At 70.6% G+C, this 23,591-nt stretch carries 18 protein-coding genes and 2 pseudogenes; 10 read left to right on the forward strand and 10 right to left on the reverse strand.

Going from position 1 to position 23,591, the window contains the following annotated elements; genetic code table 11:
• Positions 1–412: 412 nt before the first annotated feature.
• The 3 genes and pseudogenes from ACFYQ5_RS05270 to ACFYQ5_RS05280 all read left to right on the forward strand — a co-directional run.
• Complete coding sequence (locus tag ACFYQ5_RS05270; RefSeq protein WP_389193375.1) at positions 413–1,648, forward strand: NADP-dependent malic enzyme; 1,236 nt, start codon at positions 413–415, stop codon at positions 1,646–1,648.
• 179 nt (positions 1,649–1,827) lie between these two features.
• A complete protein-coding gene (locus tag ACFYQ5_RS05275; protein ID WP_389194225.1) occupies positions 1,828–2,793 on the forward strand; it encodes a zinc-binding dehydrogenase in 966 nt (321 codons plus the stop codon).
• A gap of 130 nt (positions 2,794–2,923) precedes the next feature.
• A pseudogene (locus tag ACFYQ5_RS05280) lies at positions 2,924–3,142 on the forward strand (Clp protease N-terminal domain-containing protein); the annotation flags it as partial.
• 104 nt (positions 3,143–3,246) lie between these two features.
• On the opposite strand, the gene ACFYQ5_RS05285 reads toward ACFYQ5_RS05280, so the two are convergent.
• Entirely contained in the window at positions 3,247–4,227 is a 981-nt protein-coding gene (locus ACFYQ5_RS05285) for a helix-turn-helix transcriptional regulator (protein ID WP_389193378.1), read from the reverse strand.
• 1 nt (position 4,228) lies between these two features.
• Positions 4,229–5,086: a DUF4097 domain-containing protein gene (locus tag ACFYQ5_RS05290; protein ID WP_389193381.1), complete on the reverse strand. Its 858-nt coding sequence runs from the start codon at positions 5,084–5,086 to the stop codon at positions 4,229–4,231.
• 179 nt (positions 5,087–5,265) lie between these two features.
• Here ACFYQ5_RS05290 and ACFYQ5_RS05295 point away from each other — a divergent pair, with 179 nt between their 5' ends.
• On the forward strand, positions 5,266–6,144 hold the full coding sequence (locus tag ACFYQ5_RS05295) for a hypothetical protein (protein ID WP_389193384.1): 879 nt from the start codon (positions 5,266–5,268) through the stop codon (positions 6,142–6,144).
• Here the strand turns inward: ACFYQ5_RS05295 and ACFYQ5_RS05300 are convergent, their stop codons facing one another.
• From ACFYQ5_RS05300 to ACFYQ5_RS05320, 5 genes are all read right to left on the reverse strand, one after another.
• The gene (locus ACFYQ5_RS05300) at positions 6,145–6,324 is read right to left on the reverse strand and encodes a DUF6104 family protein (RefSeq protein WP_014048295.1); all 180 of its coding nucleotides are present in this window, start codon (positions 6,322–6,324) and stop codon (positions 6,145–6,147) included.
• Positions 6,325–6,414: 90 nt separating this feature from the next.
• Complete coding sequence (locus ACFYQ5_RS05305) at positions 6,415–10,215, reverse strand: multifunctional oxoglutarate decarboxylase/oxoglutarate dehydrogenase thiamine pyrophosphate-binding subunit/dihydrolipoyllysine-residue succinyltransferase subunit (protein WP_389193387.1); 3,801 nt, start codon at positions 10,213–10,215, stop codon at positions 6,415–6,417.
• A gap of 259 nt (positions 10,216–10,474) precedes the next feature.
• On the reverse strand, positions 10,475–11,551 hold the full coding sequence (locus ACFYQ5_RS05310) for an ATP-binding protein (protein WP_389193390.1): 1,077 nt from the start codon (positions 11,549–11,551) through the stop codon (positions 10,475–10,477).
• Complete coding sequence (locus tag ACFYQ5_RS05315) at positions 11,548–12,285, reverse strand: response regulator transcription factor (RefSeq protein WP_014154105.1); 738 nt, start codon at positions 12,283–12,285, stop codon at positions 11,548–11,550. The genes ACFYQ5_RS05310 and ACFYQ5_RS05315 overlap by 4 nt, the downstream gene beginning before the upstream one ends.
• A 232-nt stretch (positions 12,286–12,517) precedes the next feature.
• A complete protein-coding gene (locus ACFYQ5_RS05320; protein ID WP_389193393.1) occupies positions 12,518–13,201 on the reverse strand; it encodes a spermidine synthase in 684 nt (227 codons plus the stop codon).
• Between the two features lie 280 nt (positions 13,202–13,481).
• On the opposite strand from ACFYQ5_RS05320, the gene lon reads away from it, so the two are divergent.
• Positions 13,482–15,917 (forward strand): endopeptidase La, encoded by a 2,436-nt coding sequence (gene lon, locus ACFYQ5_RS05325; RefSeq protein WP_389193396.1) that lies wholly within the window; start codon positions 13,482–13,484, stop codon positions 15,915–15,917.
• Between the two features lie 111 nt (positions 15,918–16,028).
• Here lon and ACFYQ5_RS05330 read toward each other — a convergent pair.
• Positions 16,029–16,219: pseudogene (locus ACFYQ5_RS05330) on the reverse strand (polysaccharide deacetylase family protein); the annotation flags it as partial.
• Between the two features lie 137 nt (positions 16,220–16,356).
• Complete coding sequence (locus tag ACFYQ5_RS05335) at positions 16,357–17,208, reverse strand: lysozyme (RefSeq protein WP_389193399.1); 852 nt, start codon at positions 17,206–17,208, stop codon at positions 16,357–16,359.
• 247 nt (positions 17,209–17,455) lie between these two features.
• Between ACFYQ5_RS05335 and ACFYQ5_RS05340 the strand changes: the two genes are divergently transcribed.
• Positions 17,456–17,953 carry a MarR family winged helix-turn-helix transcriptional regulator gene (locus ACFYQ5_RS05340; protein ID WP_389193401.1) on the forward strand — a complete coding sequence of 166 codons (498 nt, stop codon included), beginning with the start codon at positions 17,456–17,458 and terminating at the stop codon, positions 17,951–17,953.
• 39 nt (positions 17,954–17,992) lie between these two features.
• Here ACFYQ5_RS05340 and ACFYQ5_RS05345 read toward each other — a convergent pair whose 3' ends face one another.
• Complete coding sequence (locus tag ACFYQ5_RS05345; RefSeq protein ID WP_389193403.1) at positions 17,993–18,778, reverse strand: hypothetical protein; 786 nt, start codon at positions 18,776–18,778, stop codon at positions 17,993–17,995.
• 378 nt (positions 18,779–19,156) lie between these two features.
• On the opposite strand from ACFYQ5_RS05345, the gene ACFYQ5_RS05350 reads away from it, so the two are divergent.
• Genes ACFYQ5_RS05350 through ACFYQ5_RS05365 form a run of 4 tightly spaced genes read left to right on the forward strand, consistent with a single transcriptional unit; the run spans position 19,157 to position 23,583 of the window.
• Positions 19,157–22,066, forward strand: coding sequence for a nitrate- and nitrite sensing domain-containing protein (locus ACFYQ5_RS05350; protein WP_389193405.1), 2,910 nt, complete (start codon positions 19,157–19,159; stop codon positions 22,064–22,066).
• The gene (locus ACFYQ5_RS05355) at positions 22,063–22,542 is read left to right on the forward strand and encodes a roadblock/LC7 domain-containing protein (RefSeq protein ID WP_389193408.1); all 480 of its coding nucleotides are present in this window, start codon (positions 22,063–22,065) and stop codon (positions 22,540–22,542) included. The genes ACFYQ5_RS05350 and ACFYQ5_RS05355 overlap by 4 nt, the downstream gene beginning before the upstream one ends.
• On the forward strand, positions 22,539–22,952 hold the full coding sequence (locus ACFYQ5_RS05360; protein WP_389193411.1) for a DUF742 domain-containing protein: 414 nt from the start codon (positions 22,539–22,541) through the stop codon (positions 22,950–22,952). Before ACFYQ5_RS05355 ends, ACFYQ5_RS05360 begins: the two co-directional genes overlap by 4 nt.
• Positions 22,933–23,583 carry an ATP/GTP-binding protein gene (locus ACFYQ5_RS05365; protein WP_389193413.1) on the forward strand — a complete coding sequence of 217 codons (651 nt, stop codon included), beginning with the start codon at positions 22,933–22,935 and terminating at the stop codon, positions 23,581–23,583. Before ACFYQ5_RS05360 ends, ACFYQ5_RS05365 begins: the two co-directional genes overlap by 20 nt.
• Positions 23,584–23,591 lie beyond the last annotated feature (8 nt).

The raw sequence follows: 23,591 nt of genomic DNA on the forward strand, positions 1-23,591 counted from the left end.
TCAGGGGGCTGGCCATGTCAAAATCGGGTAACGGGCGACCCCCGAACCTCAATGGGCCGGCACGCAAGGCCGGACCTTCTCTTGGAAAGTGCGTGCGTCTCCGGAGAATCTCCGGTGCGTCTCGACCTACGGACGGCCTTTGTAGCCCTTGGTGGACTTGTCCAGATATTCGGCTATGAGTCATGTCACCGAGTCGATACCGACTCGTAAGAGGCCCGGTCCGTCCGGTAAGAAAGACCTTTACACCCCTCATCCGGGGCTCAGGGCGCGTGTGCGGCGCGCCCGCGCGTATGTGTCTCCCCTGCCGGAGCGGGCCAACCGCTCAGTGCCGGGAACGTACGCGGTGCCCGCCCACCCCTCCTCAACCAGGAGTGGCCACCCTCAACTGATGAAGACTTAAGGGGTCAACACAATGGCAGCGGAGATCGTCAATCCTCGCAGCGACAGCAAGACGCACGGCACGGCCGATGCGGCAGGACTCAGCAGTGCGGACGAGCCCTTCGACCCGGCCTTCGCCCTCCACCGCGGCGGGAAGATGGCCGTGCAGGCCACCGTTCCGATCCGGGACAAGGACGACCTGTCCCTCGCGTACACGCCCGGCGTGGCCAAGGTGTGCAGCGCCATCGCCGAGAATCCCGAGCTCGTCCACGACTACACCTGGAAGTCGCAGGTCGTGGCCGTCGTGACGGACGGCACCGCCGTCCTCGGCCTGGGGGACATCGGTCCCGAGGCCTCCCTCCCGGTGATGGAGGGCAAAGCGATTCTCTTCAAGCAGTTCGGCGGGGTCGACGCGGTGCCGATCGCGCTCGCCACGACGGACGCGGACGAGATCGTCGACACCGTCGTGCGCCTGGCGCCGTCCTTCGGTGGTGTGAATCTGGAGGACATCTCGGCGCCGCGGTGCTTCGAGATCGAGCGCAAGCTCCAGGAGCGTCTCGACATCCCGGTCTTCCACGACGACCAGCACGGCACGGCCGTGGTGACCCTCGCGGCACTGCGGAACGCGGCGAAGCTGTCCGGCCGGACGCTCGGTGATCTGCGCGCCGTCATCTCCGGCGCCGGCGCGGCGGGTGTGGCCATCGCGAAGTTCCTGCTGGAGGCGGGCATCGGTGACGTCGCCGTCGCCGACCGCAAGGGCATCGTCAGCGCCGACCGCGAGGACCTCACGGACGTCAAGCGCGAGCTGGCGGAGCTCACGAACCGGGCCGGCGTCACCGGCTCCCTGGAGACCGCGCTGGCAGGCGCCGACGTCTTCATCGGGGTCTCCGGCGGTACGGTCCCCGAGCCGGCCGTGGCCTCGATGGCGCCCGGCGCGTTCGTGTTCGCCATGGCCAACCCGAACCCCGAGGTCCACCCCGACGTCGCGCACAAGTACGCGGCCGTGGTGGCGACCGGGCGGTCGGACTACCCGAACCAGATCAACAACGTGCTGGCGTTCCCCGGCATCTTCGCGGGCGCGCTGCAGGTGCGGGCCTCCCGGATCACCGAGGGCATGAAGATCGCCGCGGCGAACGCGCTGGCGGATGTCGTCGGCGACGAGCTGGCCGCGGATTACGTGATCCCGTCACCGTTCGACGAGCGCGTCGCCCCCGCCGTGACCGCCGCGGTGGCTGCGGCCGCCCGCGCGGAGGGTGTCGCGCGGCGCTGACGTCGTGCGGGGGTGGGGTGCGGGCTCCGCTGCGCGGGGTCCGCACCCCACCCAGCCTCTTCCCGAAACCGGGGCTCCGCGCCGGACCGGGGTGAGATGACGACGGCCGTGTGCGGCGCGGTGCGTGTCACACCCCCGAACGGTTACGTCACATGACGTCGCGGCCTATCGTCGTCGCCATGTTCGCCGCCTACGCAGCCCGCATCGACCGTGACCGGCCCCTCGACGGGCTCGAGCTGGGGGAACGCCCCGCACCCGAGGCACGACCCGGGTGGACGACCGTCCGCGTCAAGGCCGCTTCGCTCAATCATCACGACCTCTGGTCCCTGCGCGGCGTGGGCCTCGCCGAGGACAAGCTGCCCATGATCCTCGGCTGCGACGCCGCGGGGATCGACCAGGACGGAAACGAGGTCGTCCTGCACTCCGTCATCGGCCAGACCGGTCACGGCGTCGGCCGGGACGAGCCGCGCTCCATCCTCACCGAGCGCTACCAGGGCACCTTCGCCGAGCAGGTCACCGTCCCCAGCTGGAATGTGCTGCCCAAGCCGAAGGAGCTCACCTTCGAACAGGCCGCCTGCCTGCCGACCGCCTGGCTGACGGCGTACCGGATGCTGTTCACCAACGCCGGTGTGCGGCCCGGCGATTCCGTTCTCGTGCAGGGGGCGGGAGGAGGTGTGGCCACCGCCGCGATCGTGCTCGGCAAGGCCGCCGGGCTGCGGATGTTCGCCACCAGCCGTGACGAGGCCAAGCGCGAGCGGGCCGTCGAACTGGGGGCGGCCGAGGCCTACGAGCCCGGCGCGCGGCTTCCGAAGCGTGTCGACGCCGTCATCGAGACCGTCGGAGCGGCGACCTGGTCCCACTCGGTCAAATCGCTGCGCCCCGGCGGCACTCTGGTCATCTCCGGTGCCACCAGCGGTGACCGGCCCCAGCACGCCGAGCTGACCCGGATCTTCTTCCTGGAACTCAAGGTCGTCGGCTCCACGATGGGCACCAAGGACGAACTGGAAGACCTGCTGTCGTTCTGCGCGGCAACCGGTGTGCGGCCCGTCATCGACAGGACGCTGCCGCTGGACCGGGCCCGCGAGGGCTTCGAGCGGCTCGCCGCGGGAGACCTGTTCGGCAAGATCGTCCTCACCGCTCCGTGAGGACGGCCGAGGCGCTGCTGATGACGGAAGGGCTGTCGTTGAGGCCCTGGCGGCCCGACGACGCCCCGGCGGCGCTCAGCGCCTTCGCGCCTCCCGAGACGGCGAGGCAGGCGGACCGGCCCGTCACGACCACCGCTTCACGGGCGGCGCCGAGGGCATCCTGGAGAAGTCCCTGCGGGTCGCCCTCGGGCGACGCGACCGCTTCATCGGCGAGGAGCACCTGCTGCTGGCTCTGACCGCCTGCCCGGGAGTCGTCGCCGATGTACTCGCGGAGAACGGCGCCACCTACGCGACGGTGGAGCGCGCGCTGTACGGATACGGGGGGGGCAGGGGCGGGGCGGGCCCAGGCGAGCTGACCGGGCGGCGTCGGGCGGGTCGCGCTCGCCCGGGCGGTGCCACCCGGCCGGGTGGGCACCGCTCGCCGGGGTGGCACCGCCCGCGCGCCGCGTGGGATCAGGGCCTGCCGGAGGCGCCCTTCGCCTCGTCGGCCGGCCCGCGCAGCAGCGAGCCGATGTGTGTCGCGGCTGTGGCCAGGTGGTGGCGGGCGTCCGAGAGCTGGGCCTCGGTGACGCCGCGGTCCCGGGCCGCGTCACGGATGTCGTCACGGAAGCGGTCCAGCAGCCGGTCCAGGTCGCGGGCCGGGTCGCCGGTGGCCGTCGTGTCGGCGGCCCACTCGATGTCCGGCTCCTCAGGTGCCGGACGGCTGTACGAGGGCCAGGAGCCGGTCCTGGCGAAGCCGCCGAGCTGGCCGGTGATCTCGGCCAGTCCGTCCCGCACGCCTGCGGGCCAGTCCCCCCGGGCGAAGTGCTCCTGGACCTGACGCGCGGCGTTCTGCATCTGCTCCCGCGCCTTCTCGTGTGCCTCCTGGGCCTGGCGGCGGGCCCGCTCCGCGTCCTCACGGGCCCTGCGGGACTCGTCCTTCGCCCTGCGGGCCTGTTCCTTCCATTCCTGCTTGGCCTTGCTCAGTTCCTCCTTCGCCGTGCGCCACGCCTCCTTGTCCCCCAGGCCGGCGGGGTCCCAGCCGCTCCGGCCGGCGTCGGAGGTGCCCTGGGACTCGGAGGCGGCCGCGCGCATCTCGCTGCGGAGCCGGCCGGCCGCGCCCCGCACGTCGTCGCGTATCTCTGCGGCCAGTTCGGAGACGGACTCGCGGATCTCCAGCTCCAGATCGGCCAGTTCTCCTCCGCGGCCGGCCAGTTCGGCCCGTCCGGCGTCGGTGATGGAGTAGACCTTGCGGCCGCCCTCGGTGGCATGGGTGACCAGGCCCTCGGCCTCCAGCTTGGCCAGCCGCGGATACACGGTGCCCGCCGACGGCGCGTACAGCCCCTGGAAGCGCTCCTCCAGGAGCCGGATCACCTCGTATCCATGGCGGGGAGCCTCGTCCAGCAGCTTGAGGAGGTACAGGCGCAGGCGGCCATGGGCGAATACGGGGGCCATGTCAGAGCACCTTTCCGGTCGGCTCGGCATCATGTGCGCCGTCCTGGGCGGGTGGGCGGCGCAACAGGGCGATCGAACCCGAGACGGTGGTCGCCTTCAGCCTGCCCGTGCCCGCGCCCAGCGTGCCGGTGATCTTCTTCGCACCCCACTGGCCGCCTACGCGCAGGTCCTCGAAGGCGTTGGAGACGCTACCGCTCGCGGTGTTCGCCTCGACCTTCGCGTCCGCCGGGTGCGGCAGCCGGATGGCGATCTCGCCGGAGACCGAGGTCAGCCTGATGTCCGTCGGCCTCGGCGAGGTGTCGAGGTCGAGCACCATGTGGCCGGTGACGGATTCCGCCCGGACCGAGGTGCCCGCGCCCTCGACGACCGTCAGGTCGCCCGAAACGGACTGGAAACGGAGGTCGCCGGTGACGGTCTGGGCCTCCAGGCTGCCGGACACGGTCTCGGCCCGGACGACACCGGAGAGGCCCACCAGGGTGGTGGCGCCGGAGATGCCCCGCAGATCGGTCCGTCCCCGGATCCCCGAGACGACCGCCTCGGCGCCGATCACGCCGACCTCCACGGTGGCGTCGGCCGGTACGGCGAGTGAGACCGCAGCGCTACGGTGCGGGCCCCTGTGGTCGAGCCAGGTGAGGAGGCCCTGCCACGGCAGGTCCTCGTAGGTGACGGTGAGGGTGCCGCCCTCCAGCGTCACGACCAGCGGCGGTCCGTCGATCGCGGACACCTCGAGCCGGGCGTGCGGCTCGTCGGTGCCGACGACATTGATCACGCCGTTGACGATGCGCACGTTGAGTGCTGACACGGGGGCGTCGAAGGCGAGTTTCCGGGGCTCTGCGACGGTCCACGTCGACTCAGGCATGGTCTGACCTCCCTCTGGGCGGCGAGACGCAACATATCGCGTCTTCTCCGTAACACGATATATCGCGGTCGAGGGAAGTCAAGGAGAAGTCGAGAGGGGAGTCGGCAGGCTGCCGGTAGAAGGGTGATCGAGAGCCTCAAATGGTTCATAGCTGGGCAAATTGCCCTAGCGTATGGGGCATGACCGCGACATCCGTGGGTGCCCTGCTCCTGTGCCGGGCCGACCCCGAGACCGTACGGCCCGTGGCCCATCTTCTGCGGGAGCGCATGCTGCTCGTGCCCGCCGGGGACGGCTGGAGCGTGCTCGTCCCCGAGGGGAAGCCCTGGCGGCGGGACGGCCACGGAGCCGGCGGGGGAGTGGAGTCCGGCGGGGCCGACGGAGGTGGCGAGCCGGTCGACCGCGTCGTCGGCGGCTGGGCCACCGCCCTCGCGGTGGGCTCCACCTGGCCGGTGCTCGCCCTGTGGTGGGACGGCGACCGGTCCGGCTACACCCTCGCCTCCGGCTTCCGCCGTCCGGTCGGCTACATCTGGCTCGCCGACGGCACCCCGGCCGCCGAGGACGAAGCGATGCGGACGTCCGCCGTCCGGCTGGGGCTCGACCCCGTCCTGGACGTCCAGGCGCTGGAGGCCCTCACCCGCGCGGACCCGGATACGGACGCCGACGCCCGGCTGCGCGGACTGCTCGCCGTACTCACCCGGGCCGGGGTGGCCCTGCCACCCGGTCTCACGCCCGGCGAGTCCGCCGACCGGCTGCGCTCGGTGGCCGGGGCCCATCCGGAAGCGGAACAGATCGAATGGGGCGGCTGGCGCGATGCCGTGCGTGTGGAACTCGACGCCGTGGAGAGCGGCAGCCTCGGTCCCTGGATGGTCGGCCCGAGAGCCCGCGCGGTGGCTGCCGCGCAGGTCGCCACAGGGCTGCCACTGACCCTGTGGGGTGCCCGTCGGCGAAGCGGCGGCTGGATCACCGCGGGCCTGGTCCTCCTCGTGCAGGGGCTGCTGGGGCTGGCCTACAACCGCTTCAGGGGAGCGGGCGGAGCAAGCGGAGGCCCCGGACGGTGACTACTCGTCCTCGTCGTCGTCCAGCCGGGCCAGCCAGGTCGCCAGGCGCTCGACGGGAACCTCGAAGTCGGGGTTGAGGTCGACGAACGTACGGAGCTGCTCGGCGAGCCACTCGAAGGTGACCTCCTCCTCGCCGCGCCGCTTCTCCAGTTCCTCGATGCCACGGTCCGTGAAGTACATACGACCAGAATAACGAGGCCGGAAAGCCGGAGAGCCCGCCCCCGCGAACAACTCGCGGGGCCGGGCCCTCCGGTGACGTACAGCCGCTGATCAGGCCTCGAAGACCTCGGCGACCAGCTGAGCCTGCTCGGCCTGGTGGCGCTTGGCCGAGCCGACCGCCGGGGACGAGCCGTGCGGACGCGAGATGCGGCGCAGGCGCTCACCGTGCGGCACATCGGCGCCGACGGCCAGGTCCAGGTGGTCGATCAGGTTGAGCGCGATGAACGGCCACGCTCCCTGGTTCGCCGGCTCCTCCTGGGCCCAGAGGTACTTCTCGGCGTTCGGGTACTTGGCGATCTCGGCCTGGATCTCCGCACCCGGCAGCGGGTACAGGCGCTCCAGCCGGATGATCGCCGTCTCCGTGTCACCGCGCTTCTCGCGCTCGGCGTCCAGGTCGTAGTACAGCTTGCCGGAGACGAAGACGACCTTGCGGACCGCTTCGGCCTTGACCGACTCGTCGCCGATGACCGGGCGGAAGCCACCGGTGGTGAACTCCTCCGCCTTCGACGCGGCCGCCTTGAGGCGGAGCATCGACTTCGGGGTGAAGACGATCAGCGGCTTGTGGTGCGGGTTGTGCACCTGCCACCGCAGGAGGTGGAAGTAGTTCGACGGGAGCGTGGGCATCGCGACCGTCATGTTGTCCTGCGCGCACATCTGCAGGAAACGCTCCGGGCGGGCGGACGAGTGGTCCGGGCCCTGACCCTCGTAGCCGTGCGGGAGCAGCAGGGTGACGCCGGACGTCTGGCCCCACTTCTGCTCGGCGGAGGAGATGAACTCGTCCACGACGGTCTGCGCGCCGTTGACGAAGTCGCCGAACTGGGCCTCCCAGATCACCAGGGACTCCGGGCGGGCCAGCGAGTAGCCGTACTCGAAGCCCATCGCCGCGTACTCGCTGAGCAGCGAGTCGTAGACGTTGTAGCGGGCCTGGTCGTCGGTGAGGTAGAGCAGCGGGGTGTAGTCCTCGCCGGTCTTCTGGTCGACGAGAACGGCGTGACGCTGACCGAACGTGCCGCGCCGGGTGTCCTGGCCGGCGAGCCGGACCGGGGTGCCCTCCATGAGCAGCGAGCCGATGGCCAGGGTCTCGCCCATGCCCCAGTCGATCGTGCCGTTCTCCACGGAGGCGGCACGGCGCTGCATCTGCGGCAGGAGACGCGGGTGGACGGTGATCCCGTCGGGGATGTTCACCTGCGACTCGGCGACCAGCTTCACGACCTCCGAGGACACCGCGGTGTTCACGGCGACCGGGAACTCCGCCTGCGCGTCCGGGACATGCGGCTGGGCCGGCGCCGAGGTGGCCTCGCGGACCTCCGCGAACACCTTCTCCAGCTGGCCCTGGAAGTCCTGGAGCGCCTGCTCGGCCTCTTCCAGCGTGATGTCGCCGCGACCGATGAGGGACTCGGTGTAGAGCTTGCGCACCGAGCGCTTCTTGTCGATCAGGGTGTACATCTGCGGGTTGGTGAACTCCGGGTTGTCGCCCTCGTTGTGACCGCGGCGGCGGTAGCAGATGAGGTCGATGACGACGTCCTTGTTGAACGTCTGCCGGTACTCGAAGGCGAGCCGCGCGACGCGGACCACGGCCTCCGGGTCGTCGCCGTTGACGTGGATGATCGGAGCCTCGATCATGCGCGCCACGTCGGTGGCGTACATCGAGGAGCGCGAGGACTCCGGGGCGGCGGTGAAGCCGACCTGGTTGTTGATCACCACGTGCACGGTGCCGCCGGTGCGGTAGCCGCGCAGCTGCGACATGTTGAGCGTCTCGGCGACGACGCCCTGGCCCGCGAAGGCCGCGTCGCCGTGGAGCGCGACGGGCAGGACCGTGAAGTCCGTGCCGCCCTTGTTGATGATGTCCTGCTTGGCGCGGGCGATGCCCTCGAGGACCGGGTCGACCGCCTCCAGGTGCGAGGGGTTGGCGGCCAGCGAGACCTTGATCTGCTCGCCGTCCAGGCCGGTGAAGGTGCCCTCGGCGCCCAGGTGGTACTTGACGTCACCGGAGCCGTGCATCGAACGCGGGTCGAGGTTGCCCTCGAACTCGCGGAAGATCTGCGCGTACGACTTGCCGACGATGTTCGCCAGGACGTTCAGCCGGCCGCGGTGGGCCATGCCGATGACGACCTCGTCGAGGCGGGCCTCGGCGGCGGAGTCGATGACCGCGTCGAGCAGCGGGATGACGGACTCGCCGCCCTCCAGCGAGAACCGCTTCTGGCCGACGTACTTGGTCTGCAGGAACGTCTCGAACGCCTCGGCGGCGTTGAGGCGGCGCAGGATCCGCAGCTGCTCCTCGCGCTCCGGAGCCGGGCGCGGGCGCTCCACCCGGTCCTGGAGCCACTTGCGCTCCTTCGGCTCCTGGATGTGCATGAACTCGATGCCGGTGGTGCGGCAGTACGACTCACGCAGCACGCCGAGGATGTCGCGGAGCTTCATCATCGTCTTGCCGGCGAAACCGCCGACCGCGAAGTCCCGCTCCAGGTCCCACAGGGTGAGGCCGTGCTCGGTGATGTCCAGGTCGGGGTGCTTGCGCTGGCGGTACTCCAGCGGGTCGGTGTCGGCCATGACGTGGCCGCGGACCCGGTAGGAGTGGATCAGCTCGAAGACCCGCGCGGCCTTGGTGACGTCGTCGTCGTGCGAGGCGTCGATGTCCTTGAGCCAGCGGACCGGCTCGTAGGGGATGCGCAGCGCCTTGAAGATCTCGTCGTAGAACTCGTTCTCGCCGAGCAGGAGCTGGGCCAGGACACGCAGGAACTCGCCGGACGCGGCACCCTGGATGACCCGGTGGTCGTACGTCGAGGTCAGGGTCATGACCTTCGAGATGCCCAGCTTGTTCAGGGTGTCCTGCGAGGTGCCCTGGAACTCCGCCGGGTAGTCCATCGCGCCGACGCCCATGATGAGGCCCTGTCCGGGCATCAGGCGGGGCACCGAGTGGACGGTGCCGATGCCGCCGGGGTTGGTCAGCGAGGCGGTGACTCCGGAGAAGTCGTCCATGCCGAGCTTGCCGACGCGGGCACGGCGGACGATGTCCTCGTACGCCTGCCAGAACTCGAAGAAGTTGAGCGTCTCGGCCTTCTTGATGGCCGCGACGACCAGCTGGCGGTCGCCGTTCGGCTTCACCAGGTCGATGGCCAGGCCGAGGTTGATGTGCTCCGGCTTGACCAGGGTCGGCTTGCCGTCCTTCACCGCGAAGGAGTAGTTCATCGACGGCATGGCCTTGAGGGCCTGCACCATCGCGTACCCGATGAGGTGCGTGAAGGAGATCTTCCCGCCGCGGGCCCGCTTCAGGTGGTTGTTGATGACGATGCGGTTGTCGAAGAGCAGCTTCACCGGCACGGCGCGGACCGACGTGGCCGTCGGCAGCTCCAGGGAGGCGTTCATGTTCTTCGCGACGGCGGCCGAAGGGCCGCGCAGCGTCACGTACTCCGGGCCTGCGGGGGCCGCGGCCGGGGCGTCCGCCTTCGCGGGGGCCGGTGCCGCAGCCGCAGGCGCGGCCTTCGCGGGGGCAGCCGGAGCCTTCGCCGGAGCGGCGGCAGCGGGCTTGACCGGGGCAGCCGGAGGCACGGCCGGAGCCGGTGCCGCGGCCTGCGCCGGAGGGGTGTTGTTCGCGGCGGTGGCGGCTGGAGCCGGGGTCACCGCTCCCGCGGATGTGGGGACGGGCTTGTCCGCCGTGCCGGACGTACCCGGCTTGTAGTCGGCGAAGAAGTCCCACCAGGCGCGGTCGACCGAATTCGGGTCCTGGAGGTACTGCTGGTAGATCTCGTCGACGAGCCACTCATTGGGGCCGAACGCGGCGGCCGGGTTGGACCCGGAGCCTGCTTCTTGATCGGTCGAGATGCTCGAGTTACTGGGGGACTGAGACGACACGGCGGCAACCGCCCTCTTCCGCTTCACAAGGTGATGGACAGCGGAAATCAAGGCTACGCCCCCCGAGCCGTTACGTGCAGGCCGGGCCGCTCTTCGTCGTGCACATCACATCGGAAGTTGGGTTTCGGCGCATGAAATGGCGGGAAACAAGCAGGGTTCCGCTGCTCTTCGGGTATGCGAGGCCAATGCTGCGGCCCCCTGGACCGTATCTCTTTCCCGGCCGGGAGGGAGAACGGGGTCCTCCGCTTCGAACGCCGGGTCAACCATGCATCGGTGTGACGCCCGGAAGAGTGACCTGGATTCGGCAACCACGGGCGGATTCGGCCACCCCGATGCGACCGCCGTGCAGATCCACCGCCCAGCGGGCGATCGCGAGACCGAGCCCCGTGCCGCCGTCGCTCCCCGGGCCGTGCGGGGACGGAGCCTGGCCGCGGTTGAAGCGCTCGAAGACCCGGTGGCGCTCCGCTTCCGGAATGCCGGGGCCCTCGTCGATGACCTCCAGCTCCAGCGACTCGGGGTACTCCCCGCGCCGCGCCAGCACCGTGACCCGGCCGTGCGGCGGGCTGTGCTTCACGGCGTTGTCGATCAGGTTGGCGACCACCTGGTGCAGGCGTTCGGCGTCCGCGTACGCCGTCAACTCGGGCGGCGACACATCGAGATGCAGATGGACGTCGGTACGGGAGTGGTTCCCGGAACCGGAGGAGAGCCGGCGCTGAGCGGCGGCGAGATTCGCCTCCTTCAGTACGCCCGACAGATACGGCCAGACCTCGAAGCGGCGCGCCTTGAGCGTCACCACGCCGTTGTCCAGCCGGGAGAGGTCCAGCAGGGTCTCCACCAGCCGCCCCAGGCGTTCGGTCTGTTTCAGAGCCGTCCGCATCGTCTCGGGGTCCGCGGCGGACACCCCGTCCACGACGTTCTCCAGGACGGCTCTGAGCGCCGCGATCGGTGTGCGCAGCTCATGGGAGACGTTGGCCACCAGCTCCTTGCGGTGCCGGTCCTCCGCCTCCAGATCGTCCGCCATGCGGTTGATCGTCTGCGCCAGGTCGCCGAGCTCGTCCCGCCGCCCGGCGCCGCTCACCCGTCTCGTGTAGTCGCCGTGCGAGATCGACCGCGCGACGGCGCGCATCTCGTCCAGCGGCGCGGTCAGACCGTGTGCCACGAACTGGGTGATCAGCAGGGTGGCGATCACGGAGAAGACCGTGATGAACCGGAATTCGGTCCGGGTCCGCAGGGCGACGATCAGCAGCCCGGTCGTGATGAACACGGACACCACCACGAGCGTGCCCAGCTTGGCCTTGATCGAGAAGGGCCGCAGTCCGGAGCCGGGCCGCGTCATGGCGCGGGTGTCTCCAGGGCGTAGCCGACGCCGTGCACGGTACGGATCCGCTCGGCGCCGATCTTCCGGCGCAGGGCCTTGATGTGGCTGTCGACCGTACGGGTCCCGGAGGCGTCCGCCCAGTCCCAGACCTCGGCGAGCAGCTGTTCGCGGGACAGCACCGCGCGGGGGGTGTTGGCCAGGCAGACCAGCAGGTCGAATTCGGTCGGGGTGAGGTGGACGTCGTCGGCGCGCACCCTGACGCGGCGCTGCGCGTGGTCGATCTCCAGCTCGCCGAGGCGCAGGATGCCGCTGCGCGGCGTCACGGCGGCCAGTGCGGCCCGCTCGACCCGGCGCAGCAGGACGTGGACCCGCGCCGCCAGTTCCCGCATGGAGAACGGCTTGGTCATGTAGTCGTCGGCGCCGACCCCGAGCCCGACCAGCATGTCGGTCTCGTCGTCCCGCGCGGTGAGCATCAGTACCGGCACGGGGCGCTGGGCCTGCACACGACGGCAGACCTCCAGGCCGTCGAAGCCGGGAAGCATGATGTCGAGCACCATCAGATCGGGCTGCCATGCCTCGGCCGCGTCCACGGCCGCCGGCCCGTCCAGCGCGGTCTGCACCAGAAAGCCCTCGGCCCGCAGCCGGGCGGAAATGGCGTCGACGATTGTCGCGTCGTCCTCGACCACCAGCACCCGGCGCTGAGCCCCGGGGGTGGCCGCGACGCCGTTGTGGGTGGTGTGTGTCTGTTCCATCGCCCCGCCCCTGCCCGTTCTCACGGAGGCCATACCCCCGGAGCACGGTTATCGCTTGTGGATTTTCGTCGGTGATCCCTTGTGCCGGTCAGCAGCGTAAAGGCAGAGGACACCTCTCGGCTACGCAGGGTGTTGCCCTTCGCGAAGGTGTTACCCGCGGGAACGAGGCGGATCGGCGGACTTGTGCCGCCTGACCCGCGGCGGGACCAGGATAGGGGTACCGGCTGGGGGTTCAGCCGTTCCGGACTGCGAGATGAACCACGTCCGGTACACCTCGGGCAACCGCTACTTCTTCGGTCCTTACTGCGTGGAATCCGGCATTCCGCATGGCCCGCTCGAATTCGGAGGACGGCTGCGCGGACCATACGGCGAGCACTCCACCGGGCGTCAGGCGGGCGCGGCAGGCGGCGAGACCGGTGGGTGAATAGAGGTTTTCGTTGCTCTGAGTGACGGTCCAGTCGGGACCGTTGTCGATGTCCAGGCACAGTGCGTCGTAACGCTCCGTGGTCGTGAGGAGGTGGGTGACGAGGTCCGTACGCAGGATCTCGGTCCGTGGATCGGCGAGTGCCGCGCCGGAGATCCGGCCGAGCGGTCCGTCGAGGTGCCAGTCCACGACGGCCTGTTCCCGCTCGGCGACGATGATCCTGCCCCAGCGTGGTTCGGCGGCGGCCCGCACCAGGGAGAACCCCACGCCGAGTCCGCCGATCAGCACCGAGGGGGCCGGCCGTCCGTCGGGCAGGGCGTCGAGCGCCGCTTCGATCAGGAGCCGCTCGGAGCGCCCGTCGGAGGTGTCCATCAGGAAGCAGCCGTTGGCGATGATCTCGAGCGCGTCGCCACGCTCGCGCAGGACGACTTCGCCGAACGGGCCTTCACGCCGGTCGAGGACGACGGGGCGGTGGGCGTCTGTGGCGGGCATGGGCGCGGTCTCCGGTCTCCTGCGGGCGGCGGGTGGTTCTCTCTGCGGCCGCCCAGTTTCGCTTACCACCGGCCTTCGGACCAGCCGATTACCGAGGTCGCGCCCTCCCGGCCGCGGTCGTGCCGGGGAATGGCTGCGCGCCGCAGGGCGCTGGTGTGGAGGCGTGGGCCTCGCCACCCGGATCCGGGTGATCGCTGAGAGCGAACAGGGCGTGGGGAACATTCGGGGGCGCACAAGCATTGAGTCCATATAACTCAACTTGCCTGCTGAAGGGGAGATCATGACTGCTGAGTCCCATGCGTCCGAGGCGTTCGCGCCGATCGACCTGCCCGTGCTGCCGCTCGACGACGAGGTCGTACTGCCCGGCATGGTCGTGCCGCTCGACCTGTCGGACACGGAGGTGCGCGCCGCCGTGGAGGCCGCTCAGGCCGTCGCGCGGCCCGGGGGCGGCAAGCCCGAGGTGCTGCTCGTGCCGCGCATCGACGGGAATTACACCGGGACCGGTGTCCTGGGCACCGTCGAGCAGGTGGGACGGCTGTCGGACGGGGACCCGGGCGCACTCATCCGGGCCCGTGACCGGGTGCGGATCGGCGCCGGGACGAGCGGTCCCGGGAACGCGCTGTGGGTGGAGGGCACCCGGATCGACGTATCGGTACCCGACCCCCTGCCCGGTTCCGCCGCAGAGCTCGCCAAGGAGTACAAGGCCCTCGCCACCAGCTGGCTGAAGAAGCGTGGCGCCTGGCAGGTCGTGGACCGGGTCCAGCAGATCGAGGACATCTCCGCGCTCGCCGACAATTCCGGGTACTCGCCCTTCCTCACCACCGCCCAGAAGGTCCAGCTGCTGGAGACCGCCGACGCGGTCGCCCGTCTGAAGCTCGCCATCCAGTGGCTCGGCGAGCACCTCGCCGAGCAGGACGTCGCCGAGTCCATCGCCAAGGACGTCCAGGAGGGTGTCGACAAGCAGCAGCGGGAGTTCCTGCTGCGGCGCCAGCTCGACGCCGTACGCAAGGAGCTCTCCGAGCTCAACGGCGAAGCCGGTTCCGGTGACGAGTCCGACGACTACCGGGCGCGCGTCGAAGCCGCCGATCTCCCGGAGCACGTCCGCGCGGCCGCCCTCAAGGAGGTCGAGAAGCTGGAGCGGTCCTCCGACCAGAGCCCCGAGGGCTCCTGGATCCGCACCTGGCTGGACACCGTCCTGGAACTGCCGTGGACCGAGCGGACCGAGGACGCGTACGACATCAAGGGCGCCCGGGAGATCCTCGACGCCGAACACGCCGGTCTGCAGGACGTGAAGGAGCGCATCACCGAGTACCTCGCGGTGCGCAAGCGGCGTGCCGACCGCGGCCTCGGTGTGGTCGGTGGCCGGCGCGGCGGCGCGGTGCTGGCGCTGGTAGGCCCGCCCGGCGTCGGGAAGACCTCGCTCGGTGAGAGCGTCGCGCACGCCATGGGGCGCAAATTCGTCCGGGTCGCGCTCGGCGGTGTCCGGGACGAGGCGGAGATCCGGGGTCACCGGCGTACGTACGTCGGCGCGCTCCCGGGGCGCATCGTCCGGGCGATCAAGGAAGCCGGTTCGATGAACCCGGTCGTCCTGCTCGACGAGATCGACAAGGTCGGCTCCGACTTCCGGGGCGACCCGGCGGCCGCCCTGCTGGAAGTGCTCGACCCGGCACAGAACCACACCTTCCGCGACCACTACCTGGAGGTCGAACTCGACCTCAGCGACGTCGTGTTCCTGGCCACGGCCAACGTCCTCGACTCCATTCCGGAGGCGCTGCTCGACCGCATGGAGCTGGTCACGCTGGACGGCTACACCGAGGACGAGAAGGTCGTCATCGCCCGCGACCACCTGCTCCCGCGCCAGCTGGAGCGGGCCGGTCTGAAGGAGGACGAGGTCGGCCTCGACGAGTCGGCGCTGCGCAAGCTGGCCGGGGAGTACACCCGGGAGGCCGGGGTGCGGAATCTGGAGCGGGCCGTCGCGCGGCTGCTCCGCAAGGTCGCGGCCCAGCACGAACTCGGCGAGCGTGAGCTGCCGTTCGCGGTGGCCGAGGGCGACCTGCGGGGTCTGATCGGCAGGCCGCACCACGTGCCCGAGTCCGCCCAGGTCCCGGCCGAGCGCCGCACCGCGGTGCCGGGTGTGGCCACGGGTCTCGCGGTGACCGGAGCGGGTGGCGACGTGCTCTTCGTCGAGGCGTCGCTCGCCGACCCGGAGACCGGGGCGTCCGGGCTGACCCTGACCGGTCAGCTGGGTGACGTCATGAAGGAGTCCGCGCAGATCGCCCTGAGCTTCCTGCGCTCGCACGGCGCGGAGCTGGAGCTTCCGGTCGCGGACCTCAAGGACCGGGGCGCGCACATCCACTTCCCGGCGGGTGCGGTCCCCAAGGACGGTCCGAGCGCGGGCATCACCATGACGACGGCGCTGGCCTCCCTGCTCTCGGGGCGGCTCGTCCGGACGGATGTGGCCATGACCGGTGAGGTGTCGCTGACCGGACGGGTGCTCCCGATCGGCGGCCTGAAGCAGAAGCTGCTGGCCGCGCACCGGGCCGGCATCACGACCGTGGTGATCCCCAAGCGCAACGAGGCCGACCTGGACGACGTCCCGGCCGAGGTCCTCGACACCCTGGAGGTCCACCCGGTGAACGACGTCCGCCAGGTGCTGGAGATCGCTCTCGCCCCGGCCGCGGCCCGGGCGCAGGACAGGATCCCGGCCGCCGCGTAGGCGTCACGGCGTGACGGGCGTGACATCACGCCGACGGCCGGTACGGACGGCCCGCTGCTCCCGTGAGGGAGAAGCGGGCCGTTCCGCATGCCCGGGCCGGTCCGAAGGAACTCAGGGGCGGTAGACCGTGCCGGGCTCGGCTCCGCGGGGGCCATCAGCTGGGGGACCGTCACGAAGGTGCAGCCGTCCTTCTGCAACGCGTCGATGATGCCCGGCACCGCGGGCACCGTGCCCTCGTAGATGTCGTGCAGCAGGATGATCCCGTCCTTGCCCGCCTGGTCGAGAGTGCGCTTCTCGATCAGCACACGCCGGTGGTGCGGCACGACCGCGTCTATACACAGCGTGTATACGTGTGGTGCACAGTAGAGGGTGGCGCTGTGCTGAGCCCCGGTGACCTGGGGCTCGTCTCCGGGGATCGGTCCTGCGTCGTGCCGAAAGCTCAGCCGTTGGCGAGCGCCACCACGCGGTCGAGTGCGCCGTTGAAGTGGTTGTGGTCGCCGACCGTCGGGCCTGACGACGTGTACTGCCACATCGTGTAATAGCTCCAGCCGGCCGGGAGTTCACCGACCGTCGTGTTGTAACGCGCCACCCAGAGCGGGTTGGTGGCGCCGAAGCCCGCGTTGTTGCCCGTGCAGTCCTTCCACCAGCTGGTCGCGGTGTAGATCACGGGGTCCCGTCCGGTGCGCGCCTTGTAGGTGTTCACGAAGTCGCGGATCCAGGCGACCATGCCGGCCTGGGTCTTGCCGTAGCACTGGGCGCCGTACGGATTCCACTCGATGTCCAGCACGCCGGGCAGCGTTCTGCCGTCTCTGGACCAGCCGCCGCCGTTGTCCACGAAGTGGTTCGCCTGTACCGCGCCGCTGGTGGTGTCCGGAGTGGCGAAGTGGTAGGCGCCCCGGATCATGCCGACGCCGTAGGAGCCGGTGTACTGCTGCGTGAAGTAGTCGTTCTTGTAGTACGTCCCCTCGGTGGCCTTGACGTAGGCCCACTTCACGCCGCTGTTCCACAAGGTCTGCCAGGCGACGTTGCCCTGGTGGCCGCTGACGTCCACGCCTTCGGTCTGGACGGCGTTCGTGCCGGCGGGGGTGCCGCCGCCCTGGCCGTCGTGGGCGATCACACCCTGACCCATGCGCGCCGTACCCCGTTCGGGGACGGTGGTGGTGTCGGCCGAGGCCGCGGACGCCGCGCCGGGCAGTGTGAGCGGGAGAGCGAGGGCGGCGACGAGCGCGCCCGCCGCGGCGAGGCGGGGGCGGCGGCGGGATGCTGCGGTTCCGGAACTGTGCACGGACATTGCGTGCCTCCGAGGGCTCGGTGGGGGAGCTCATGACCCAGGAGCGGGTGCGGGACGCTCCTGCGGTGCGTGCATCCTGGCGTGGACATGTCATAAGGCGTGTCGTCCAGGGCGCTCACGAAGCTACGCACGTAGACCCGGCTCCGGAAGGGGGTCCGGCAGCTGCCGGAGGTCTACGCCTGCGAAATACTGGCCCAGCTGCGGCGATGGCCGGAGCTGAAAGAAAGTTTCAGCGGCGGGAAAGCGTATGAGGGGTGCTGACGTGCACGGGAGCGAAAGCGGCGGTGAACCCGGTGCAGTCGCCGGAAATGGTGTGGACCATGAGTTCCTCGCCCTGGAGCGGGAGTTGGCGGTCTTCCTGCGCCGGGCACGGGCCAACTCGGGGGAAATGGCGCGCGAGGTCCATCCGGACCTGGAAGCCGCCGCCTACGGGCTTCTCGTGCGACTGGAATCGGCGGGGCGGCAGCGCGCCACGGACCTCGCGGCCTACTTCGGGGTGGGCAAGGCGACCATGAGCCGCCAGCTGCGGGCCCTGGAAGGGCTCGGCCTGGTGGCGCGGGAGACCGACCCCGCGGACGGGCGCGCCTCGCTCGTCCATCTCACCGAGGAAGGCCTCGCGCGCTTCCGCAGCGTCCGTGACGCGCGCCGCGGCCGTTATGCCCGCAAGCTCGCGGGCTGGGACCGGGCCGAGATCGCGGAACTGGCGCGACTGCTGCACCATCTGAACGAGCGGGCCGAGGGGTGAGCCGCCCCGCCGCAGCCTCGGCCGGTCGGGGGGCGGAAGTCAGAGCTCCACGAGGACCGCTGTCGCGTCGTCATGGGTCTTGCCCCGGCGCAGGTGCGCGCGGCCGGTGTCGGCCCGCTCCAGCTCCCTGACCCGGTCGATCAGCCCCTGCGGCCCCACCTTGCGCAGCACCCCCAGGGTGGCCGTCCAGTCACCCTCCCGGAACTTCTCCGTCCAGCGGCTCGCACCGTCGGTCAGGGCCGCCAGTGCCCGCACCTCCGCCCGCGGGGTCTCGCCGGTCACCGCGCGTGACGACACCGAGGGGTCGGCGGCGGCCGTGAAGAAGCCGCCCTCCTTGTTCCGTACGCGTGCGTCCGCGATCTCCTCCGAGGCGAGCGAGCCGGGCGGCAGCCGGTCGAGACGGTCGTCGAGCAGCGGCCGGACCGTGCCGTCGGGCCCCTCGACGAGCAGGACCGAGTCGGAGAGCACGAGGTGCTCGACCCGCTCGTCGTCCCAGCGCGCCAGGACCACCGTCGCCTGAGGAGTACGCGGGTGAGAAAGGTCACACAGGGGTCGGTGGGTGTCGGCGGTGCGTCGGATGGACAGCGCGAGGATCTCCGCCAGCGTCAGATCCCGTCGCGAAGCGGACAGTTCGACCAATGCGCCTCCGAGTCGCGCGGTGAACCACGGAACGGAGTGCGCGCACCCGTCGTCGCCCACAGGTGGCGTGACACCGTCGAGCAGGACGAGGGCGCCGCCCCGGCCCCCCGCAGGGGCGGCGGTCGACGCCCAGTCCTCGTTGGGGCGTTCGGGACTGCCGGGCTCCGTAGCGAGTTCGATACGCATCCGATCAGTCTGCACGATGTCCTCGCGAGGGCGCGTGATCCCGCTGATCCCGCGCTCGGGCCGTACCGGCAGGTCAGATGGCTCGCCGTGGACGGAACTCAGGGATCCAGGCATATGCGGGCAGGCATACTGCCAAAGCCTGGCCCGAAGTTCCACCCGGTGGTGCATGCATGCCCTGCGGCTCCTGTGGGGAGACTTGTTCGCCAACTCCGGAGTGCGGTTCACTCGTTCGAGTGGCGGAGCGGTTGATGCACGGCCCCCTCGCAAAAGCGCTGGAATGGTCAGAAGCCGTACGGTGCACACCAGGGCGGGCGCCCATTCACGTGACCGTGCGTCACCTCTGCTTCAAGGGCGGACGAGTCAAGATTGCGAGCACCGGTGCAGAAGAAGCGGCCTCGGAGCAAGGACAGCACGCGCGAGGAGTCCGGGGCGACGCCCCAGGCAGCGGGTGCCTCCAAGCGGACCGTGCGGGTACGCAGCCGGCTCGTCGCCGGCGTTGCCGTCGTGGGGATCACCGTCATCGCCGCGGGAGCCCCGGCGGCCCTCGGCGCGTCCTCGGATCTCAACGAGTCCCAGCGGCTGGTCACACTGGCCGAGTTGAACCAACAGGCGATCACCCTCGCGCACTCCCTCGCGGACGAGCGCGACGAGGTCATCGCCCACATCGCGGGCGGCCGTGAGGCCGGGGACGCCGAGGACGCCACCACGAGCCCCGCTGCCCGCGTCGACCAGCAGGTGGACGAGATCCGGGCCACGGCTCCTGCGGCGCTGCGCCGGGACCTCGCCGCCGTTCCCTCGCTGCGCCGGACCGCCCTCACGGGCAAGGGCTCGGCGATGGAGGCGTACACGGCGTACTCCGAGGTCATCGCCAAGCTCCACGACCTCGCGAACGAGCTGGCCGAGAAGACCCCGCCGCGGGCCGCCGACGCCACCCGCGCCCCGCTCGCGCTCGGCGGCGCCGTGGAGCAGGCGGCCGCCACCAGGGGGCTGCTCCTGGCCGCGCTGGCCGTGCCCGGCACGCAGGTGCAGCAGCAGATCGACCCGTTCACCGGTCTGCCCGTCCAGGGCCAGGCCACGGCCTCCGACGAGGACGACCGCAACCGCGACGAGCTGAGCGCCGCCGCACAGCGGGCGCGGGTGCGCGAGCTCGCCTCGCTCGCCGAGTTCGACCAGGCGGCGGGGTCCTCCGCCCGTGACAGGCTCGCCTCCACGGTCACCGGGCCCGAGGTCACCAGCGCGGAGAAGTACCTCACGCGGTTCACCGACCGCCCCGAGCTGTCCGACGCCGACCGGAAAGCCGACCCGAAGAAGGTCGAGGCGGCGCTCTCCGCCCGTATCGACCGTATGCGCGGAGTCGAGTCCGCGCTGGGTACCGCGCAGGTCAAGCGTCTGGAGGGGCTGCGCGACGACGACGTCACCGCGCTGGAGCTCCGCCTCGCCCTGCTCGGCGGCTGTGTGCTGATCGCCATCGGCGTCTCCACCGCCGTCGCCCGCACCCTCACCCAGCCGCTCGCCGTCCTGCGCATCGGGGCCGGCCGTATCGCCGCCGAGCCGGAGACCGCCGAACCGGTCCGCTACACCGGGCGCAACGACGAGTTCGCCCAGGTCGTACGGTCCATCAACACCCTGCACGGCAAGCTGCACGGACTGCACCACGAGGTCACCGGCCGGCTCGAGAACCTGCAGACCGAGCGCGGCGACCTGGCCACCGGCCATGAGGCCCTCACACTCGAGCGGGCCGAACTCCAGGCCCAGGTGGCGGAACTCACCGGGCAGATCGAGCGGCTGCGGAACACGGTCCACCACACCTTCGTCAATCTGTCGCTGCGCACGCTCGGCCTCGTCGAGCGCCAGCTCGGCGTCATCGAGGGCATGGAGGAGCGCGAGCAGGACACGGAGCGCCTGGCGACCCTCTTCAAGCTGGACCACATGGCCACCGTCATGCGGCGCCACAGCGAGAACATGCTGGTCCTCGCGGGAACCGATCACAACCAGGGGCACGCGGGCCCGATCCCCCTCGTCGACGTACTGCGTGCCGGGATCAGCGAGATCGAGCGGTACGAGCGGGTCACGATCCAGTCCCTGCCGCCGCACGCCCAGGTCGCGGGCTTCGCCGCGGACGACCTGAGCCACCTCGTCGCCGAACTCCTGGAGAACGCGACCGCCTTCTCACCGCCGGATTCCCATGTCGAGCTCTCCGGCTGGCTGCTGGAGACCGGGGAGGTGATGCTCTCCGTGCAGGACGAGGGCATCGGCATGTCGGCGGTCCGGATGAGCGAGCTCAATGCCAGACTGGCCGACCCGGCGTCCTTCGAAGCGGGCGAACAGGCCGCGGACGGAGCCGGTCTGGGTCTCCAGGTGACCTCGCTGCTGGCGGCCCGCCACGGCGTACGGGTGGAGCTCCGCGAGCAGAAGGGGAGCGGGCTGACCGCGGTCGTCGTCCTTCCGCAGGCGCTGCTGCCCAAGGAGCCGCCCGCGGCTTCCTCGCCGCCCGTACCCCTGCCGGGGGACGCGCCCACGCTGAATCTTCCGGGGTCGGTCGCCGAGGCCAACTCCAACGCACTGCCGCCCCGTTCGGCCCCTCCGGTGGGAGACCCGCTGATCGCGGCCGCGGAGCGGACCCTGCAGGCCGCGGGCCAGGAGCCCGTGGCAGCTGAGCCCGTGGCAGCTGAGCCCGTGGCGGAAGCTGAGCCTGTGGCGGAAGCTGAGCCCGTGGCGGAAGCTGAGCCTGTGGCGGAAGCTGAGCCTGTGGCATCCGCTGCCGCAGCTGAGCCCGTGGCATCCGATGCCGCCGAGCCTGTGTCCGAGGCCCACGAGGAGTCCGAGGCCGAGACCACGATGCAGGTCCGGCTGCCCGCGCAGCAGGACGCGTCGAGCCCGTACGCCATCGGCCCCGACCGCCACGAGCGCGCCGCCGACACGAGCCCCGCCACGGCCCCCGTGCCCGCACCGGCCGCCGACGCCCTTCCGGGCCCCCGGCAGGCGCTGACCGGACTGGGCGAGGAGGTGCCCGACCCGGCACCCCTGCCCGAGCGCCTCACAGACAAGGGGCTGCCCAAGCGCACCCCCAGGATCGCCGCGGTGCCGTCGGTCCCGGCCGCCGAGCAAAAGGGCAGCCTGGACAAGGAAGCCCTGCGCCACCGGCTCGGCGGGTTCCACCAGGGGGCGAAGGACGGCCGCCGTGAAGTGGAGGCGGAGATCGGCGAGAGCGGCCCACAGACCGACCATGACCGTGCCGACGGTCGAATCGATGAGACGGGGGACACAGTCGAGGAGGCACGCAGTTGACTGCGCCCAGCACGTTGGGGTTGAGCACCGAGGCCCGGAACCTTCACTGGTTGCTGAGCAATCTCGTGGAGGAGGTGTCAGGGGTCCACTCGGTCACCGTCGTCTCGTCCGACGGACTGATGCTGCTCTCCTCGGACCCCGGTCTCGCACCGGCCGAGGGGGCAGGACGGCAGAGAGGCCCCAGGGGTTCCAGCGCCGACCTCGCCACCATCGTCTCCGGCATCGGGTCCCTCACGATCGGTGCCGCCAAGCTGATGGACGCCGGCGGCGTCAAGCAGACGATGGTCGCGATGGACGAGGGCAGCGTCTTCGTCATGTCGATCAGTGACGGTTCTCTGCTCGGTGTGCACGCCACCCCCGACTGCGACATGAGCGTCATCGCCTACCACATGGCGCTCTTCGTCGGCCGCGCCGGACACGTACTCACCCCCGAACTCCGCAGCGAGCTGCGCAAATCGATGGAGAGCACCCAGTGACGTCAGCTGCTGAACCTGTACGAAAGCTCCCCGTCCGGGGCGCGGACCGCAAGATCGCGCGAGTCCGTCCGTATTCCCTCACCGGCGGCCGTACCCGCTTCGGCCACGTCCTGCTCGTCGAGACGTTCGTCGCCGCTCTGGAGGCTCCCGAGGAGCGCCGCGAGCTCACGAACGGCAACCTCGCCTCGCGCGTCATGCCGGAGCTCCAGGCCATCGTCGAACTCTGCCGGCGTATGCGTACGGTCGCGGAGATCTCCGCCCTGCTGAAGATGCCGCTCGGCGTGGTCCGGGTACTGCTCAGCGATCTGGCCGACCAAGGAAAGATCCGCGTCTACGGAACCGGTCACGGCACCGGCCAGCCTGACCGCGCGCTGCTCGAAAGGGTGCTCAATGGACTCCGTCGTCTCTGAGGCGCCGCTCTTCACTCCGCGTCAGCGAGGCCCGCAGGACCGGCCCGAAGAGCCGGTGCAGCCCTGGCAGCTCGACCACACGCGCGCGCCGATCGCGACCAAGATCGTGGTCGCGGGCGGGTTCGGCGTGGGCAAGACGACCTTCGTCAGCTCGGTCTCCGAGATAGTCCCGCTGCAGACCGAAGCGCTGATGACGCGGGCCAGTGAGGGGACCGACGACCTCACGGCCACCCCCGACAAGGTCACGACGACCGTCGCGATGGACTTCGGCCGCCTCACCCTGGACGACGACCTCGTCCTGTACGTCTTCGGAACCCCAGGCCAGCAGCGTTTCTGGTTCATGTGGGACGACCTGGTGCGCGGCGCGATCGGTGCGGTCGTGCTGGCCGACACCAGGCGCCTCGCCGACTGCTTCGCCGCGCTCGACTACTTCGAGAGCTGCGGTCTTCCCTACATCGTCGCCGTCAACCACTTCGAGGGAACGACCGGTTACGACGAGGCCGATGTCAGGGAGGCCCTGACCGTGTCTCCGCACGTACCTGTTGTGATCATGGATGCGCGTAGAAGGATCACCGTCGTCGAGGCGCTGCTCACCCTGGTGCGCCACGCACTCGACGACGCCCCCGAGTGACGACGGAC

This window comes from Streptomyces sp. NPDC005794 (assembly GCF_042871445.1).
Classification (GTDB): Bacteria; Actinomycetota; Actinomycetes; order Streptomycetales; family Streptomycetaceae; genus Streptomyces.